Raw genomic sequence first — 19,543 nt, forward strand, 5'->3', positions numbered from 1 at the left:
AATACTGATTGGCCCTCTAATAACGAAGCAACCGACAGAATTACAACATGACTCAATCTAGTTACAACGCAGAGGCCATTGAAGTCCTCAGTGGCCTGGAGCCAGTTCGTCGTCGTCCCGGAATGTATACTGATACAGCCCGCCCGAACCATCTGGCACAGGAAGTGATCGATAACAGTGTGGACGAAGCTCTGGCTGGTCACGCGAAGCATATTGAAGTAATCCTTCACAGCGATCAGTCTCTGGAAGTGATAGATGATGGCCGTGGTATGCCGGTTGATATCCATCCTGAAGAAAAAGTTTCTGCTGTTGAATTGATTTTGACCCGCCTGCATGCAGGGGGAAAATTTTCCAACAAAAATTACCAATTTTCTGGCGGCTTGCATGGGGTTGGGATCTCGGTGGTTAACGCCCTGTCCAAGCGCGTGGAAGTAACGGTTCGTCGTAACAGTCAGGTACACCAAATCGCCTTTGAAAATGGTGAGAAAGTACAAGAGTTAGAAGTCATCGGCAGTTGTGGTAAACGCAACACCGGAACGAGTGTCCATTTTTGGCCAGATGAGAGCTATTTCGACACGCCCCGTTTTTCTGCCACTCGCTTGACTCATTTACTGAAAGCCAAGGCGGTACTGTGTCCGGGAGTTGAGATTGTTTTTAAGGACAAACTGAACGATACCGAGCAAAAATGGTGTTATGCCGATGGGTTGACAGATTATTTGTTAGAAGCCGTCAATGGGCTGGTAACATTGCCACAAGCGCCTTTTGTCGGCACATTAAGTGGAGATACTGAAGCGGTCGATTGGGCAGTGCTTTGGCTACCGGAAGGCGGAGAATTATTGACGGAAAGTTACGTTAACCTGATCCCAACGGTACAAGGCGGTACGCATGTTAACGGCTTGCGTCAAGGTTTGTTGGATGCCATGCGTGAATTCTGTGAATTCCGCAATATGTTACCGCGTGGGGTTAAACTCTCTGCCGATGATATCTGGGATCGCTGTGCTTATGTGCTATCCCTTAAAATGCAAGATCCGCAATTTGCTGGCCAAACCAAAGAGCGTCTCTCTTCTCGCCAGTCTGCGGCTTTCGTTTCCGGTGTGGTGAAAGATGCATTCAGCTTGTGGTTGAACCAGCATATTCAAGATGCGGAGCAACTTGCTGAAATGGCGATTGCCAGTGCGCAACGTAGAATGCGTGCGGCGAAGAAAGTGGTACGCAAAAAGCTGACCAATGGCCCTGCTTTGCCGGGTAAATTGGCAGATTGTACTGTACAAGATCTCAATGTTACTGAACTGTTTTTAGTGGAAGGGGATTCCGCGGGTGGCTCTGCGAAACAAGCTCGTGATCGTGAATTTCAGGCGATCATGCCACTACGTGGAAAGATCCTGAACACATGGGAAGTTTCTTCGGATGAAGTGCTGGCTTCGCAGGAAGTTCATGATATCTCTGTTGCGATTGGTATTGATCCGGATAGTGACGATCTAAGTCAACTGCGTTACGGTAAAATCTGCATACTGGCGGACGCAGACTCCGATGGATTGCACATTGCAACATTGCTGTGTGCCCTGTTTGTCCGTCACTTCCCGACGTTGGTGAAACGCGGGCATGTTTATATGGCCATGCCGCCGCTGTATCGCATCGACCTCGGCAAAGAAGTGTATTATGCACTGGATGAAGGGGAAAAAAGCGCCATCCTGGATCGTTTGAGCCGCAAACGGGGTAAGCCGAACGTTCAACGCTTTAAAGGGTTGGGTGAAATGAACCCAATGCAGTTGCGTGAAACCACGTTAGATCCTAACACTCGCCGTCTGGTGCAATTGACTATCGACGATGAAAATTATCAAGAAACTCTCTCAGTCATGGATATGCTTCTGGCGAAGAAACGTTCAGAAGATCGCCGTAATTGGCTGCAAGAGAAGGGCGATTCCATCAATATCGAAATTTAGCGCATAAGATTAAATGCATAAATACAGCGCAAAGGTAGTCAATGCAGATTCTGAGGAAATTAATACATGAGTGAGATAACTCACGACGGTGTGGAGCGTCAGCCGCTTCACACATTCACTGAAAACGCCTATTTGAATTACTCCATGTACGTCATCATGGACAGGGCGTTGCCTTTTATCGGTGATGGCTTAAAGCCTGTTCAGCGTCGTATTGTCTACGCGATGTCAGAACTTGGGCTGAGCAGCAGCGCCAAATTTAAAAAATCTGCCCGTACCGTCGGTGATGTTCTCGGTAAATATCACCCGCATGGCGATGGGGCCTGTTATGAAGCCATGGTTTTGATGGCACAGCCTTTCTCATACCGTTATCCATTAGTAGATGGACAAGGAAACTGGGGGGCGCCAGATGATCCAAAATCCTTTGCCGCGATGCGCTATACCGAATCCCGTTTGTCCAAGTATGCCGAATTATTACTGGCTGAGTTGGGACAAGGAACAGTAGATTGGGTGCCAAACTTTGATGGTACATTGCAGGAGCCTAAGTGTTTGCCTGCACGTCTGCCTAATATCTTGCTTAATGGCACCACGGGCATTGCCGTTGGTATGGCGACCGACATCCCGCCACACAATGCTCGTGAAGTAGCGAATGCACTGATAGCCATGTTGGATAAGCCTGATCTATCGCTTGATGAGGCGATGGAATATGTCAAAGGGCCGGATTACCCAACAGAAGCGGAGATTATCACGTCAAAAGAAGATATCCGCAAGATCTACAAAAATGGTCGCGGTTCGGTGCGGATGCGGGCAATTTGGTCGAAAGAAGAAGGTAACGTAGTCATCACGGCTTTGCCTCACCAGGTATCTGGTGCGAAAGTACTGGAGCAAATTGCCAGCCAAATGCGAGCGAAGAAGTTACCGATGGTGGATGATCTGCGTGACGAGTCTGATCATGAAAATCCAACCCGCTTGGTGATTGTTCCGCGTACTAACCGCGTGGATGTCGAGCAGGTAATGAACCATCTGTTTGCAACCACCGATTTGGAAAAAAGCTATCGCGTCAATCTCAACATGATCGGTCTGGATAACCGTCCTGCGGTTAAGGGCTTGGTTGAGATCCTCAGTGAATGGCTGGTTTTCCGCCGTGGAACAGTGCGTAATCGCCTGAACCATCGCCTGGAAAAAGTGCTTAAGCGTTTGCATATCCTGGAAGGTTTGCTGGCAGCATACCTTAATATTGATGAAGTCATTCATATTATTCGTAATGAAGATGATCCGAAGTCAATATTGATGCAGCGTTTTGAATTAACCGAAACGCAAGCAGAAGCTATTCTTGAACTGAAATTACGTCACTTAGCAAAACTGGAAGAAGTTAAAATCCGTGGCGAACAGGATGAACTGGCGAAAGAACGTGACAAACTTCAGGCAATCTTGGGTTCTGAGCGTAAGTTAAATACGTTACTGAAAAAAGAAATTATTGCCGATGCCGAAAGCTACGGTGATGACCGTCGCTCCCCACTGAAAGAGCGCACGGAAGCGAGGGCGATGAGTGATCACGACATCCTGCCATCTGAGCCGATTACTGTCATCATGTCAGAGATGGGTTGGGTACGTAGTGCGAAAGGGCACGAGATTGATCCGGCTGGCTTGAATTACAAATCTGGTGACAGCTTCCGCAGTGCGGTGCGTGGTAAAAGTAACCAGCCTGTGGTCTTTATTGATACCACAGGGCGCAGTTATTCCGTTGATCCATTGGATTTGCCATCAGCCAGAGGGCAGGGAGAACCGTTAACGGGTAAATTGGCGTTGCCGGTAGGGGCATCGGTTGAGCATCTTTTGATGGCGAAAGAAGAACAAAAATTCTTGATGGCATCTGATGCAGGGTATGGTTTTATATGTACTTTCAATGATTTGATTGCCAAGAACCGAGCAGGCAAGGCCATGATTACTTTGCCTGAAAATGCTAAGGTGATGCAGCCATTGGAGATCAACAACGAACAGGATGATATGTTACTGGTGATTACCAAAGCGGGTCGTATGTTGATGTTCCCAGTGGCTGATCTGCCGCAGCTTTCAAAGGGCAAAGGTAATAAGATTGTTTCCATCCCAGCGGCACAGGCTGTATCAGGCGAAGATATGTTGGCTTGGTTACTGGTATTGCCGCCACAATCTTCAATCACACTTTACTTTGGCAAACGCAAGTTACTACTTCACCCTGAAGATTTACAGAAATTCAGAGCCGAGAGAGGGCGTAAGGGAACGTCTCTGCCTCGTGGATTACAGCGTATTGAGCGCGTTGAAATAGTTCGCAATACAAGCAATTAAGCTGCAAATTGGCAGGAAAAAAGGTATCAATCATTATTTCAGGCCAGTTTTATAACTGGCCTTTCAGCAAGGGGCAGCTATGCTAGCAATCATTCGGGGCATTATTGTTATTCTGTTTACGATACTGATCTTTATTTTTGGCGGTATTTACTGTTTATTCAGTCCACGTAACCCACGTCATGTTATGACTTTTGGGCGTGCGTTTGGCAAATTACATAAAGTGCTTGGCATCAAGCTGCTGGAACGTATTCCAGAGGAAGCACGGGAATATGGGCCTAGCATTTATATCGGCAATCACCAAAATAATTACGACATGGTTACGATGTCGAATGCGGTGCAGCCGCGTGCAGTCACCGTGGGCAAAAAAAGTCTGGTCTTTATTCCCTTCTTTGGCCAGCTTTATTGGCTGACAGGTAATATTTTGATCGACAGGGAAAATCGAACAAGAGCACATGGCACGATTTCACAGGTTGTCAAACAGATCAAAAAAAATCGGGTTTCGATTTGGATGTTTCCAGAAGGAACGCGCAGTCGTGGCCGTGGATTACTGCCCTTTAAAACAGGCGCCTTTCATGCTGCCATTGCAGCAGGTGTACCTATCGTGCCGGTCTGTGCTTCTACAACACACGATAAAATAAAACTAAATCGTTGGAATAATGGCACCGTTATTGTTGAAATGTTGCCTCCGATCGACACCACGAAATATACCAAAGAACAGGTTCGTGAATTGTCAGAACATTGCCGAGAAATGATGAAAACGAAAATTGAAGAACTGGATAAAGAAGTCGAGGTACTTAATAAACGTGGATAGCTAAATGATGGTCAATTGGCTGGCATTATCAAATATGTTCTCCCATATGTTGGACGGATTATCGCTATAAATTTTAGAAATTCTCTCCTATTCGCGATATGATTGCGTTTAATAAATTAACGTTTTTATTAAACGCAATCGATAGAATAATCAATCCTGATAGCCACATTATCAGAGTATCCATCCCAGTCATTATTTGAATTAAACAATTATAGGGGATGGCTATTTTTGTTGTGAGAATTATTTCTATCGTAAAGACTATTCCTTCTGTGGAGACCTTCTGTGGAGAAAGTATGTCACTGAGTCGGCGCCAATTTATTCAGGCTTCTGGTTTGGCAATGTGTTTAGGGGCGCTTCCTTTTGTAGTTCGGGCCAACAAAAATCAACAAACAAAATTACCGCTCCCTCCCTTACTGGAATCCCGCAGAGGGCAACCACTGTTTTTAGCCATACAAAAAGCTACCTGGTCGTTTAATGGTCATAATAAAGCTCAAGTTTGGGGTATCAACGGACATTATTTAGGACCAACCATTCGGGTTCACCGAGGGGATGATGTCAAACTGATCTATAGCAATCGGCTGTCTGAACCGGTTTCAATGACAGTTGGGGGATTATTAGTGCCAGGAACTTTGATGGGAGGCTCGGCTCGTTTGATGGCACCGGGGGAAAGCTGGTCGCCGGTTGTCCCGATAGATCAAGTTGCAACGACCTGTTGGTATCATGCCAATACCCCAAATCGTATGGCACGGCATGTCTATGCTGGCCTTGCAGGTATGTGGCTGGTGGAAGATGAAAGTAGCCGTAGCCTGCCTTTGCCCAGACATTATGGAGTCGATGATTTTCCTGTTATCTTGCAAGATAAGCGATTGGATAATTTTGGCGTACCGCAATATAACCCGCCAGCCAATCAAGACTTTCTTGGCGATACCCTGGTGGTTAATGGTGTCGAGAATCCTTTTGTGGAAGTTCCTAGAGGTTGGATCAGGTTACGTTTCCTAAATGCATCTAATGCCCGTCGATATCAATTGCAGCTCAGTGATGGTCGTCCTTTCTACATGATTGCTACTGATCAAGGTTTGCTGCCTGCTCCTGTGGCGGTACAGTTATTGTCACTTGCACCAGGAGAGCGTCGCGAAGTTTTGATTGATATGTCGAAAGTGGAGAGTATTACCGTTACTGCGGGGGAATCCGCTGGTGTAATCGATCGTTTGAAAGGCTTGTTTGAGCCTTCAACTAAACTGCTGTCAACCACAGTATTAACCCTGAAAGCCGGTGGATTGCTCCCTCTGGTGACAGATCAACTACCGACTCAGCTTATCGTTGATAATCCACAAATCAACTCTTCCATTCAAAGTCGTCAGATTGATTTGGGAGATTATTCTCAAGGGATTAATGGCTCATTGCTGAATAAGCGGCGAATCGATATCACAAGCCAACAAGATGCATGGGAACGTTGGATCGTCACAACGTCAGTGCCCCAGCCCTTCCATATTGAAGGGGTAAGGTTTAAAGTCATCAGCCTGAATGGCAACCGTCCAGAGCCACAGGATTATGGCTGGAAAGATACTGTTTGGATTGATAGCCGTGCTGAATTACTGGTTAATATGATGCAACCGTCTTATGAACATTTTCCTTTCATGTATTACAGCCAGATATTGGAGATGGCAGATAGTGGTGTTGCCGGACAGTTAGTTGTTGATCCTGCTGGTTTTTAAATGAAATATTTGCTCTGGCTTTACTCGTTTCTGGCTCTGCTTTAGATAGATGTTCTGCAAAATTGAATAAAGTTGTTATTTTGGTGCCTGCTTGTTAAGTAATGAGCTGTTAACAACGGTTTGTTTAACAATTAGTGGGCAAACTAACTATTTGTTTGTAATAAATCGTTAATCATATCGACTGAGAGTAACCCTTTCCGTATAGTGTCCCAAATTTTCATACTACTTGGCTGTAAGGTGATTTAATGATTATCAGCTTGATTGCTGCGATGGCTATGGATCGAGTTATCGGTATGGAAAATGCCATGCCGTGGACTTTACCAGGTGATTTAGCCTGGTTTAAACGCAATACACTCGCAAAGCCAGTTGTAATGGGGCGAGTGACTTATGAGTCGATTGGCCGCCCTTTGCCAGGACGCTTGAATATCGTGATTAGCAACCAACCTGCAAGTGATGACCGGGTGACTTGGGTTAACTCTATCGAAGCTGCTTTATCAGCTGCTGGCGATGCTAAAGAAGTTATGGTGATGGGAGGAGGAAAAATTTATGAGCAGTTTATTCCTCTGGCTAATCGTATGTATCTAACTCACATTGACGCAGAAGTGATTGGTGACACGGATTTCCCTGATTATGAACCTGATGAATGGGATTCAACGTTTACCGAATATCACGATGCAGATGAAAGCAATTCTCATAGCTATTGTTTTGAAATTCTGGAACGCCGAGAGTGAGCTAATCTTATCTGACGTGCGGAGTGCCTTGGGGCACTCCGGTGTCACAGTCAGGTTTATCATTTATCAGACTTCTGATTTAGTGAATAATGAATCCTGGCTGAAATACTGCTTATCTTCCCAACGAAGCAAAGTCAATTTACCTCCCCAACAACACCCCGTATCCAGGGCGTAGATGCCGGTGGGTGTGCCCTGACCTTCCAATGCAGCCCAATGACCAAAGGCGATAGAATAATTTTCAGGAATGCTGCGTGGTAATTCGAACCAAGGTTTTAGAGGAGCAGGAGCATTTTCTGGTTTGGATTTGCAGCTCATATCCAATTGACCATGTGGGAAACAATAACGCATTCGGGTTAAAGCATTGGTACTGTAACGTAATCGGGCAAGTCCGCTTAACTCTGGCGTCCAATTGTTCGGCATATCCCCATACATCTCATTGAGAAACAAGGGGTAGCTGTCACTGCGAAGAATGGCTTCTACTTCACGGGCACATATTTTGGCTGTTTCCAGATCCCATTGTGGAGTGAGCCCGGCATGTGCCATGACGAGTTTCAGTTCATCATCGATTTGCAGCATTGGCTGTTTTCTCAACCAATTTATTAATTCATCGACATCAGATGCCGAGAGTAATTCATCCAGCAAATCTTTCGGTTTATTGCGGCTGATCTTAGCGTAAACTGCCAACAGATGCAGATCGTGATTGCCCAATACCAGTTTAACTGCGGAGCCGAGTTGCTTAATGTAGCGAAGTACTGCCAATGAATCAGGGCCACGAGCGACCAGATCGCCTGTTAACCATAAAGTGTCTTCACTGGGATTAAAATTGACTTGTTCTAATAAGGAGCGAAATTCACGATAACAACCGTGAATATCGCCAATAAGGTATGTAGCCATAATTAATTTATCAGTGTTGGAATAGCCAGCCGGAACACGGGAATGGTGACACGGAATGGACGACCATCGTGATCGATCATGTTATAGTGACCTTCCATTGTTCCCAGAGGTGTTTCCAAAATAGCGCCACTGCTGTAGCGATATTCTGTTCCCGGTGGGATCAAAGGTTGTTTTCCCACAACCCCTTCACCCTGAACTTCGGTTAGGTGACCATCACTGTTGGTAATGCGCCAGTAACGGCTAATAAGTTGCACCGGGGAATGCCCAAGATTGCGAATTGATACGGTATAAGCAAACACAAAACGTTGTTGTTCCGGCTGTGATTGACTTTCTACGTAAGTACTTTGTACTTGAATATGAATTCTTGGTTCATTGAGCATAGGTACCTCCTGTTGCTGCAACGTCTGTTTATTTGTTTAGGCAATTTCAGGTTGAGATGATAACCAATTCGCCATCTTACAGTATTGCTCGACAGAGATGTTTTCAGCCCGCGTGCTTGGCTCAACGCCCAATTCAGTTAACTGTTCAACAGAAAAAATATTCCCAAGGCTATTGCGGATCGTTTTTCTCCGTTGGTTAAATGCCTGAGTTGTGATCCGGGCTAACATGCGAATATCCTGAACAGGATAAGGCATACTCTTGTGTGGGATCAAACGCACAATAGCAGAATCCACTTTCGGTGCTGGTGTAAATGCCGTTGGCGGTACTTCAAGAACAGGGATTACCTGACAGTAGTATTGTGCCATCACACTTAAGCGTCCATAGGCTTTACTGCCAGGCCCCGCGACAAGACGATTCACGACTTCTTTCTGTAACATAAAGTTCATATCAGCGATAGCATCAGTATAGCTGAAAAGGTGGAACATTAACGGCGTAGAGATGTTATAAGGCAAGTTACCAAATACACGCAGGGATTGCCCATGTTCTTTGGCAATCTGACCAAAATCAACTGTCATTGCATCTTGTTGAATGATTGTCAGCTTATCTTTCAGTTGAGGGTGGATATGCAGACGAGCCGCTAAATCACGGTCAAGCTCGACGACAGTCATTTTATCCATGCGTTCACCAACTGGCTCAGTCAGTGCCCCCAGGCCTGGGCCGATTTCCACGATGGTTTGGCCGACCTGTGGATTCATCGCATTGACAATATTATCAATGATAAGCTGATCGGTTAAAAAGTTTTGCCCGAAACGTTTACGGGCATGGTGCCCTTGATGGACTTTATTATTCATTACTGTTTTGTATCATTTTAATTGCTAGATTCAATGCGGTGATAAAACTACCCACATCAGCTTGACCTGTCCCCGCCAGCTCCAGGGCTGTGCCATGATCGACAGAAGTTCGGATAAATGGCAGTCCTAACGTAATATTCACGGCTCTGCCAAAACCTTGGTATTTTAACACGGGTAGCCCTTGATCGTGATACATCGAAAGTACGGCATCAGCATGATCTAAATATTTGGCTTGGAAAAGTGTATCTGCAGGCAATGGACCTTCCAGCCATATCCCTTCTGCTCTCAGGCTATCTAAGGCGGGAATGATGATATCTATTTCTTCATGTCCCATATGTCCCCCTTCACCGGCATGAGGATTCAGGCCGCACACATAGATATGGGGACGGGAAATACCGAATTTGGTTTTTAGATCATGATTGAGAATGGTGATCACTTCCCGTAGAGAATCAAACGTAATTGCTTTGGGGACATCCAGAATCGGCAGATGCGTGGTTGCCAGCGCTACCCGTAGCTCTTCTGTTGCCAACATCATGACCACCCTTGAGCATTGGCTGTGATCAGCAAAAAACTCAGTATGTCCGGTAAAAGGCACGCCTGCATCATTAATGACACCCTTATGTACCGGCCCAGTCACCAATGCTGAAAATTCCCCATTCAGGCAACCATCACAGGCTCTTGCTAAGGTTTCCGTCACATAAGTACCATTTTTCCGGTTTAACTCCCCTGCAATCGTCGGGGAATAAAGGTAAACGGGCAGGATGGTCAGGGTTCCGGCGGATTGTGATGAAGAAATGTGTTCTGGAGAATAAGTTTGTAGTTGCAGGGGTAAATTCAGTTGCTTAGCTCGGGAGAGCATTAGCTCTGGATCGGCACAGATAACCAGTTGGATAGGCCACTCTTTTTGAGCTAGGGCAATGACTAAGTCAGGGCCAACCCCGGCAGGTTCGCCGGGGGTAATGACGATGGGTTTATTATTGTGCATCGTTACCATCTAAAATTTTCACATAAGCAGAGGCGCGTAATTCTTGTACCCAGCTTTGTGCCTCTTCATTGAATTTACGGTTGAACAGCAAGCGATAGGCACGATCTTTCTGTGCGGCATCTGTTCTGTCAACTTTACGGCTATCCAGCAGTTGAATTAAGTGCCAGCCGAAAGAGGAGTGCACAGGCTGGCTGATCTCACCTTTTTGCAGCTTCATCAGCGCATCACGAAAAGCAGGATCGTAAGCACTCGGCAAATTCCAACCTAGTTCGCCACCGTGCATGGCTGAACCTGGATCTTCAGAATGCTCTTTTGCTGCTTCTTCGAATGAGGTTTTGCCACTTAAGATCTCTTCTCTGAGTTTCATCAGCTCGTTGCGTGCCTGCTCGTCATTCATAATAGGTGATGTTTTCAGCAGAATATGGCGGGCATTCACTTCGGTGACGGCAATAGACATCTGACCACCACGGATATCATTCACTTTCAGAATGTGAAAACCAACACCAGAACGAATTGGGCCAATAATCTGTCCTTTATGAGCAGATTGGAGCTGTGCAGCGAACAGGGATGGCAATTCTTGCAGTTTGCTCCAACCCATATTTCCCCCTTTCAGGGCTTGAGCATCACCGGAATAGGAGAGGGCTAATTTGCCGAAATCCACGCCATTCTGGAGTTCAGATAAGATTTTTTTGATCGTGGTTTCAGCTTTTTCTACCTGCTCTTGGTTTGGGTTTTCCGGCAGAGGGATCAGGATCTGGCTGATATTTACCTCAGAATCCTGACTGTTTTGGTTGCTAATTTGGTTAGCCAGTGAATCAACTTCCTGTGGCAGGATAGTGATGCGGCGGCGTACTTCATTGTTACGTACTTCTGCAATCATCATTTCCTTGCGGATCTGATTACGGTAAGCATCAAAGCTCATACCCTCTGTGCTCAGATTTTGTTTCAACTGGGCAAGGCTCAAGTGGTTTTGAGCCGCAATATTTGTGATCGCAGAATCTAAGGCTTGATCAGGGATAGTTATCTGCATCTGGTTTGCCATTTGCAGAACAATATCATCCATAATCAGGCGCTCAAGGATTTGGTGACGCAATGTTTTCTCATCCGGTAATTGCTGGTCTGCATGTTTTGCATTGAGTTTAACGGATTGTAAAAGGCTGTTGACGTCACTTTCCAGTACGACATCATTGTTAACAACGGCAGCTACCTTATTCAGCTCTTGTGGAGCCGCCATTGCGACAGAGTTTACTGAAAACATCAATCCGAAAATCAGCGATCTCCAGTTCTTCATACATTTCCCATCATATCAATCCCGCCTTGGCGGGGTTATTTTGTTTACATTGCGTTTTATCGGTATCAGAATGCACGTTGGTATGGAAGAATACCTTTCTGCAACATTTTCTGACTACCCAAACTATGATTGTTACTTAAGCCACGAAGTTCAACATTGAATGACCATTTATTGTCATATTGACTGCTGTCGAAGCGCCAGTCGGTGATCTTGCGTTCATAACCCACACTTACAGCCCAACAGCAGGTGTTGTATTGCAAACCTACCATCTGGTTTGCTGGTTGTTTCTCTTTGGTATCGTAGTAATAAGCTCCTACAAACGCCCAACGATCTGATAATGGCCAGCTTGCCACCATACCAATTTGAGAAATTCCTTGCTGGTAAGCGGGCGAGCCTCCTTTGAGTGTGGCTTGAATATAATCGCGGTCAACAAAACGATAGCTTAACTGCAACATGCGGTCAGCATCACGACGGTATTCCATGACGGCATTACCCATAGTTAAGCTGTCCAGACGATTATCATATTGCAGCCCGCCTTTGATGCCCCAGGAATCATTGATTTTCCAGTGCACATCTCCAGCCCAGGTTGTCGCTCCCGTTCCTTTTTTGTTTCCCATGATATCCTTGCTACCTGAAACAGACTCAGTATCTTCGGTACGTGGGCGTTCAAAGTAGTAGATTTGACCTACGGACAGACTAAAACGTTCAACTAAATCTTCATCATAAATACGGGTAGTCACACCGGCAGTGAACTGATTGGCAGACGAGATGCGATCTAAGCCACTGTAGAATCGGTCACGGAACAATCCAGTATAGTCCGATTGTAGTAGGGAAGAATCAAAGTTATTGATGTTATTTTGATTCTTATAAGGAACATAGAGATATTGAACACGTGGCTCCAGCGTCTGAGTGTAGCCCTGATTAAAATACATGGAGCGTTCCAACACTATCTTCGCATCTGATTTAAATACAGGCAGGACACGGTTTACTGATCTTTCCAATGACGCCGTATTAGAATTTTTTTTGGCCGCTTCCGAAAAATCTTGCTCATAGTGTGTTGCCATCAATTTAAATTCATTATTGATGCTTGCCCAACCATTAGAGAGTGGTAAGTTAATGGCTGGTTCCAAATGCCAGCGTGTTGCATCCGGCCACTGATTGCCGACACTGGAAAATTTCGCGACTTGGGCATAAGTATGGAAATCAAATGGCCCCAGATCATTCTTATAGTAATTGAGATCCAACTGAGGGGCAGCCCGATAAGCTTTTCTGCTATCACTAGAGGTAAAGATTTGGAACTGTTTGGTTGTTAGTGTGGCATTCCAGTTCTGTTGGGCATAGCCAATACTGAATTTCTGTGCAGCGTAGCCATCAGTACTGGAACCGTATTGTGAGCTGAAATCACTGAAATAGTTCGGATCACTGACTTTGGTATAATCAGCACTGAAACGCCAAACTTGATTCACGACACCACTGTGATTCCAGTAGAACAACCAGCGGCTGTTGCTATCCCGCTCAGGTCTGATATTGAGTCTTTTATCCTCTTTATACAGACGGTCTTGACCAATCCAATCCAGCGCAACTGTACCTGCACCCGCTTTGGTTAAGTAACGGAATTCATTATCCAGCTTCAAACCACGCTTCGTGATGAGATGCGGTGTAATTGTGGCATCATAGTTGGGTGCAATATTCCAATAATATGGCAGCAGGAATTGGAAGCCTTCCTTATTGGAAAAACTGGCATTAGGGATTAAGAAACCAGAACGGCGTTTATCCCCAATGGGTAATTGCAAATACGGAGTATAAAATACCGGCACATTAGCAACGCGAAAACGGGCATTCCAGATTTCAGCGACTTCTTCTTCACGGTCAAGGATAACCTCAGAACCCACAACACTCCAGCTATCATTACCGGGCAGACAGGAAGTGAATATCCCATTATTCATGATAGTATAGCGGTTCTCACCACGCATCATCATCTTATCTGCGCTACCACGTCCTTGACGGCCAACCATCTGGTACTTGCCTTGTTCCACGTCGGTATCTTTATTGTTCAGATTCGCCCAGGCGCGTGGTCCCTTCAAAATGATCTGAGGATCATCATAGCTGACATTACCCACTGCGGTAACAGTGCGTACAGGTTCTTTACCCTGTTCTTGTGTCTGTTCGAGCCGAACCTTATCGGCTATCAGGGTTTTATTTCCCTGTTGGATATTAACATTGCCAATGAACTCAACTGAATTGGGATATTCACCGTGAGTATCATCGGACTGAATGTAAACTGGCAATTTATTAGGATCACCTGTGATAATCGGCTTATCGTAGACAGGTACACCCAACATACATTGTGCTGCAAGGTCAGCATGAGCTTGCTGACTATAAAGTGCTGCCCATACCATTGTGGCCAGCAGGGTAGGATAACATTTATTCATAGATGTTTATGCGGTTCCGTCATCAGTGGCATCGTGCCAGCAAACGCTCAGAGACTAACGTAGTTGAGAGATATGAGCCAGAGTAAAGTTTAACTTTGCTAATCTTGTTGTTAGGCACAGAGCTTAATGGATAGTATGATAATGCAAAATTGCGCTCAGGGCATTGGGGAATTGAAGACTATATGCAGTATTGGGGAAAATTATTCGGATTGATATTTGGGATTGCATCTGGTGCTGGTTTTTGGGGGATTGTGATTGGCTTAGTGCTTGGTCACATCTTTGACAAAATCAGGATACAAAAATTGGGGAGAACGACTAAAGGCCCAACCCGACAGGCGCTGTTTTTCCGCGGTACTTTTCAAGTATTGGGGCATTTAACCAAAGCAAAAGGTCGGGTAACAGAAACAGATATTCAGCTCGCTACCCAATTAATGAACAGAATGCAACTGCATGGAGAGGCACGACTTTCTGCGCAGCAGGCATTTCGTGAAGGCAAACAGCCGCAATTTCCTTTGCGTGAAACATTGCGACAACTACGCCGTGCTTGCTTCGGTCGTTCTGATCTGATCCGTATGTTTCTGGAAATTCAGTTACAAGCTGCATTTGCTGATGGTGAACTGCATCCTAATGAAAGAAAAGTGTTGTTTGTCATTGCCGAAGAGTTAGGCATTTCCCGTATTCAATTTGAACAATTCCTTGCCATGATGGAAGGTGGGCGCCATTTCGGTGGACAGCACCAGCAGCATGGGCGTTATCAAGGTCATGAGCAGCCGCGTGCAACATTGGAAGATGCTTGTAAAGTATTGGGCGTCAATAAACAGGATGATGCGACCACTATTAAGCGGGCTTATCGAAAACTGATGAGTGAGCATCATCCCGATAAGCTGGTGGCAAAAGGTTTACCACCAGAAATGATGGAACTGGCGAAACAGAAGGCGCAGTCCATCCAGTTGGCTTACGATTTGATTAAAAAAGAACGGGGCATTAAATAGCACTCGTCAGGCGCTTTTTGAAGTTTTCAGACTGGTGTCTGAGCCAGATAGAACGGATATTTCTGGCAGATATTATAATTACATTCGCCCCCATAGTTTTAATGGAGGCTTGAATACGAAAAGCAATGGGAGAAGGCTAAAATAGTGTCCGGAAGTTCTTGACCGCTACATCACTCAGTCCATTTTGGGATTTTTTGATTTGGCGATTAATCAGATCGCAAAAATTGGACTGAGTTCTCTTCGAGAGATCTACTATTTTGAAAGCTTATTTGTATTAGTTCAGACTAGATCTGACACTTCGGTTTGAAAAGAAGAGAGTTACCGACTTTGATTAAAGGTGATGAATCCATAATCAAAGACTAAGAGGTAACTCTCATGCTTTATACTAGCAATCCAATCATCAAACACAAGGCGGGTCTGCTTAATCTCGCTGAAGAACTCAGTAATGTCTCAAGAGCCTGTAAAGTGATGGGTGTATCCAGAGATACGTTTTATCGTTATCAGGAACTCGTTGAAACAGGCGGGATTGATGCGTTAATCAACCAAAGCAGAAAAACCCCTAATTTGAAGAACCGTGTGGATGCGGAGACTGAACACGCCGTTATCAACTCGGCCATCGAATTCCCGGCCTATGGGCAAGCCAGAACAAGTAATGAACTCAGAAAATCAGGCATCTTTGTGTCTGCCAGTGGTGTCCGTTCTATCTGGCTCAGACATCATCTTGAGAACTTCAAAAAGCGTCTGGCAGCCCTTGAAAAGAAAGTGGCTGACGAAGGCATTATCCTGACTGACGAGCAGGTTGCCGCCCTTGAACGTAAGCAGCATGATGACGAGGCTTGTGGCGAAATTGAAACCGCTCATCCTGGCTATTTAGGGTCGCAAGATACCTTTTATGTCGGTAATCTTAAAGGCGTGGGACGCTTGTACCAACAAACTTTCGTCGATACTTACAGTAAAGTGGCTTTCGCGAAACTCTATACGAGTAAAACGCCCATTACGGCGGCGGATTTACTGAATGACCGTGTGCTGCCGTTCTTCAGCGCTCATAGATTGCCGATGTTACGTATTCTGACAGACAGAGGCACCGAATATTGCGGGCGTGTTGAGCACCATGATTACCAACTGTATCTGGCTGTCAATGATATCGACCATACCAAGACAAAGGCGATGTCACCGCAAACCAATGGCATCTGTGAACGGTTTCACAAAACCATCCTGAATGAATTTTACCAAGTGACGTTCAGAAAGAAATTGTATGGCTCATTGGATGAGTGACAAAAAGATCTGGACAAATGGATGGACAATTACAACAATCACCGCACTCATCAAGGAAAAATGTGTTGCGGCCGGACACCAATAGAAACCCTTCAGGATGGGAAATCTATTTGGGCAGAAAAAAATCTGACCCAAATATAATCTGACAGTCGCCGATAACAAAGTGGGTAACTGTCAGATCAAGTCGCGACTAGTACAGCTTATTTAAACATATCCATCTATTTCCTCGATATGAGGTGGCTGTATTGTGTATTCGAAAACCGGATATGGTCCATCTTCAAATATTTCGTCATGGTAACCTTTTGAACCAATTTCTAAAGCTAAGGGACTTCTGAAGTTCTTACCAAGCTTTAAAGAAGTTAATACGTGTTTAAAATCAAATACAGGACTCCAACCTAGCTCTTCTCTTGCTTTTGTATTTATATACACCCTATCGATGATTGAGTTCATTTTCCAGTTAAAATCTTTATAAATTTCTACATATTCTGGAAAATATTTTTCTACTACAGAAGGAGCATTTATCCGCAACATTGCCATATCATCTTTCGAAAATGGGCTATTAGCACTAATAATATATCTATTGAATTTTTTTCTAGGTGCTTTTTCCATTGCTAAAATTATAGCTTCTACGGCATCTTGGATATCAACTCTACGATATAAATACTCATTTGCTTTTAAATTATCTGAGTCAAAGTTTTTTCTAGCAATCCTACAATCATCTTCTTCTTGGAAAAACCTAGATAGCTTTAAGACTAAACATGGTAGGTTATAATTTCGATGAAATATTTGACATAAATCTTCAGCGCTTTGTTTCGTGACGCCATAAATATTTTTTGGTATCGTATTTGTTGATTCATCAATATAAGCTGCTGGAAGTCCTTTATCTGGTATAAGTGCATCTCCAAAGGTACTTGTTGTGCTAACATAAATAAATGATTTAACATTCATTAACTTAGATAATTTCAATATATTAAGTGTGCCTAATACATTGGTTTCAATGAATTTTTCATATGAATGAGTCACAATATGAGGTTTATGTAGAGTTGCAGTATGTATGACAGAATCGACATCTCTCATACATGAATTAATAAATTTTTTATCAGTTATTGAACCTACAATATCTGTTGTGTTGGAAGGTTTTATATCAATAGAAATGACATCAAAACCTCGTTGTCTCAAAGTAATAACTAAAGCAGCACCTAAGTGACCGCTACTTCCTGTGACTAATATTTTTTTATTCATAATCATATTTATTTTATCTACGTTTAAAGATGAATTTATTTTTTTGAAATAAATATCGTAACTAATTATTTCATGTGTATTAAATAAAGATTAAAGTCGATTTTTTATTATTAAAATTAATTACTATATCCGTTATTCTGAATCTAATTGTTTTTTTATATTTGTGATATTAATCACAGATGTAGGTGAAAGATAATTAATTTATATATTTCAATAAATTTTGATTGTAGAGAAAAGATGAGTTAAATACGAAGTATAATAGGTGAGGTATTAAAAAGAATGAGTCAATTGTGATACATTTCACAGTTTCTACACTAGAAAAGTTTGAGTTACATAACTGAATATTTTTGTTAATTTTTTGTTTCATTCTTATTGACTTGTCAATTTATTTAGCTTAATGTAATTTTTAATTAATTATATGTAACTGAGTTTACCTGAAGGATTGCTCCATGTATAACATTAATATATTGTATATTGGTCAGGTTAGAGATGCACAGAAGAAGATTATTCAGTTAGGTTATGATTTAACTCTTTTCAGCAAAAGGATAGATTTTGCTACATCTGAAGAGTTCTATGAGCATGATATAAATACTCCCTATATAAATGTAGTATTATTTTCAAATAATGCTGATGCTGGTGAGTATGCGCAAGTTGCAAAGGTACTACATATGATAAGAAAATTTGATGCTGTCATATGTTTTAACGATCATATGCAGGATATAGCTATTCAAATATCCAACCAATTATGTTTACCATATTCAATTTCAAAAGAAACTTTAGACAAATGTTTTGATAAAGGTAAGATGAGAAAAGCTTTATCATTACGTGATTTAAATCAAATTAAATTTGATATAGTAAAAAATGATACCGAATTGAAAAAATCACTATTAACATTTAAATATCCTTGCATTATAAAGCCAACTTCATCGAGTGGTAGTAAAGGGGTAGTTAAATTAGCTTCATTTCATGAATGTGAGAAATATTTAAATGGTTTTTATAGTGGACTGTATCCTTTAATTGTTGAGGAATATATACAAGGGAAAGAATATAGTGTTGAAACCGTTTCTAACGGTGGTTATCATGCGATTTTAGCTATTACAGAAAAAGAAATAGATTTAAATACTTTCGTTGAAATAGGTCACACTATTCCTGCTAAAATTACCAAGAACACCTTTCTTAAGATAAAAAATAATGTATCAAAATATCTGAAAATTTTAGGCGTTGAAAATGGACCTTCACATACCGAAATAAAAATTCACAATGAGGAAGTCTATATTATAGAAACACATACACGTGTTGCTGGTGATAATATTTCTAAGCTTATTGAAATAGCAACAGGATTTAATATTTATGAGATATGTGTTGAAGAAGCTCTTGGTAAAAGAATTATAGAATGTATTCCTGAATTCCCTGTATATAAAATGTCAGCATCGATTCGATATTTATATTATAATGGGGAAACACCGGCTGTGATAACTTCTTTATGTTATAAAAATGCTTTTCTACCAGGCATCATTGAAATAAATATGCATAAAAAAAGTGGTGACATAATCGAGAGATTGGCTAAATCAAAAGACAGGATTGGTTACGTCATTTCTAAATCAGTTAATAGCGGGCAAGCCAAAAGAACTGCATATGAAGCATGCTGCAGAATTGAAATGGACTATATATAAAGTGA

At 43.1% G+C, this 19,543-nt stretch carries 14 protein-coding genes and 1 pseudogene; 8 read left to right on the top strand and 7 right to left on the bottom strand.

From position 1 onward, the window contains the following. The first annotated feature begins 47 nt into the window (after positions 1-47). The 5 genes from parE to folA all read left to right on the top strand — a co-directional run bounded on the left by parE (position 48) and on the right by folA (position 7,522). Positions 48-1,943 carry a DNA topoisomerase IV subunit B gene (gene parE / locus Xentx_RS10820; RefSeq protein ID WP_074020250.1) on the top strand — a complete coding sequence of 632 codons (1,896 nt, stop codon included), beginning with the start codon at positions 48-50 and terminating at the stop codon, positions 1,941-1,943. A gap of 66 nt (positions 1,944-2,009) precedes the next feature. Further along, positions 2,010-4,265 (top strand): DNA topoisomerase IV subunit A, encoded by a 2,256-nt coding sequence (parC, locus tag Xentx_RS10825; RefSeq protein ID WP_074020251.1) that lies wholly within the window; start codon positions 2,010-2,012, stop codon positions 4,263-4,265. 79 nt (positions 4,266-4,344) lie between these two features. After that, positions 4,345-5,076, top strand: a complete 732-nt coding sequence (locus Xentx_RS10830; RefSeq protein WP_074020252.1) for a 1-acylglycerol-3-phosphate O-acyltransferase — start codon at positions 4,345-4,347, stop codon at positions 5,074-5,076. A 293-nt stretch (positions 5,077-5,369) separates the two neighbouring features. Then, positions 5,370-6,791, top strand: a complete 1,422-nt coding sequence (gene ftsP / locus Xentx_RS10835) for a cell division protein FtsP (protein ID WP_074020253.1) — start codon at positions 5,370-5,372, stop codon at positions 6,789-6,791. A 245-nt stretch (positions 6,792-7,036) separates the two neighbouring features. Next, a complete protein-coding gene (gene folA / locus Xentx_RS10840) occupies positions 7,037-7,522 on the top strand; it encodes a type 3 dihydrofolate reductase (protein ID WP_074020254.1) in 486 nt (161 codons plus the stop codon). 66 nt (positions 7,523-7,588) lie between these two features. Here the strand turns inward: folA and apaH are convergent, their stop codons facing one another. The 6 genes from apaH to lptD all read right to left on the bottom strand — a co-directional run bounded on the left by apaH (position 7,589) and on the right by lptD (position 14,356). Then, positions 7,589-8,416 carry a bis(5'-nucleosyl)-tetraphosphatase (symmetrical) ApaH gene (gene apaH, locus Xentx_RS10845; protein ID WP_074020255.1) on the bottom strand — a complete coding sequence of 276 codons (828 nt, stop codon included), beginning with the start codon at positions 8,414-8,416 and terminating at the stop codon, positions 7,589-7,591. A 2-nt stretch (positions 8,417-8,418) separates the two neighbouring features. Then, positions 8,419-8,796: a Co2+/Mg2+ efflux protein ApaG gene (apaG, locus tag Xentx_RS10850; protein WP_074020256.1), complete on the bottom strand. Its 378-nt coding sequence runs from the start codon at positions 8,794-8,796 to the stop codon at positions 8,419-8,421. 36 nt (positions 8,797-8,832) lie between these two features. Further along, complete coding sequence (gene rsmA / locus Xentx_RS10855) at positions 8,833-9,648, bottom strand: 16S rRNA (adenine(1518)-N(6)/adenine(1519)-N(6))-dimethyltransferase RsmA (protein ID WP_074020257.1); 816 nt, start codon at positions 9,646-9,648, stop codon at positions 8,833-8,835. Further along, positions 9,641-10,633: a 4-hydroxythreonine-4-phosphate dehydrogenase PdxA gene (pdxA, locus tag Xentx_RS10860; RefSeq protein WP_208607572.1), complete on the bottom strand. Its 993-nt coding sequence runs from the start codon at positions 10,631-10,633 to the stop codon at positions 9,641-9,643. The genes rsmA and pdxA overlap by 8 nt, the downstream gene beginning before the upstream one ends. After that, positions 10,623-11,924, bottom strand: coding sequence for a peptidylprolyl isomerase SurA (gene surA, locus Xentx_RS10865; protein WP_074020259.1), 1,302 nt, complete (start codon positions 11,922-11,924; stop codon positions 10,623-10,625). Before surA ends, pdxA begins: the two co-directional genes overlap by 11 nt. Positions 11,925-11,989: 65 nt before the next feature. Further along, complete coding sequence (gene lptD, locus Xentx_RS10870; protein WP_074020260.1) at positions 11,990-14,356, bottom strand: LPS assembly protein LptD; 2,367 nt, start codon at positions 14,354-14,356, stop codon at positions 11,990-11,992. Positions 14,357-14,538: 182 nt separating this feature from the next. On the opposite strand from lptD, the gene djlA reads away from it, so the two are divergent. Both djlA and Xentx_RS10880 read left to right on the top strand, forming a co-directional pair. Then, positions 14,539-15,348 (top strand): co-chaperone DjlA, encoded by an 810-nt coding sequence (gene djlA / locus Xentx_RS10875; protein WP_074020261.1) that lies wholly within the window; start codon positions 14,539-14,541, stop codon positions 15,346-15,348. Between the two features lie 375 nt (positions 15,349-15,723). Beyond that, positions 15,724-16,764, top strand: a pseudogene (locus tag Xentx_RS10880) (IS481 family transposase). Positions 16,765-16,827: 63 nt separating this feature from the next. Here Xentx_RS10880 and Xentx_RS10885 read toward each other — a convergent pair. Continuing rightward, positions 16,828-17,871 carry an NAD-dependent epimerase/dehydratase family protein gene (locus Xentx_RS10885; RefSeq protein ID WP_208607573.1) on the bottom strand — a complete coding sequence of 348 codons (1,044 nt, stop codon included), beginning with the start codon at positions 17,869-17,871 and terminating at the stop codon, positions 16,828-16,830. A 443-nt stretch (positions 17,872-18,314) separates the two neighbouring features. Here Xentx_RS10885 and Xentx_RS10890 point away from each other — a divergent pair, with 443 nt between their 5' ends. Then, positions 18,315-19,538, top strand: coding sequence for an ATP-grasp domain-containing protein (locus Xentx_RS10890; protein ID WP_074020263.1), 1,224 nt, complete (start codon positions 18,315-18,317; stop codon positions 19,536-19,538). Positions 19,539-19,543 lie beyond the last annotated feature (5 nt).

This window comes from Xenorhabdus thuongxuanensis (genome assembly GCF_001908095.1).
GTDB lineage: Bacteria > Pseudomonadota > Gammaproteobacteria > Enterobacterales > Enterobacteriaceae > Xenorhabdus > Xenorhabdus thuongxuanensis.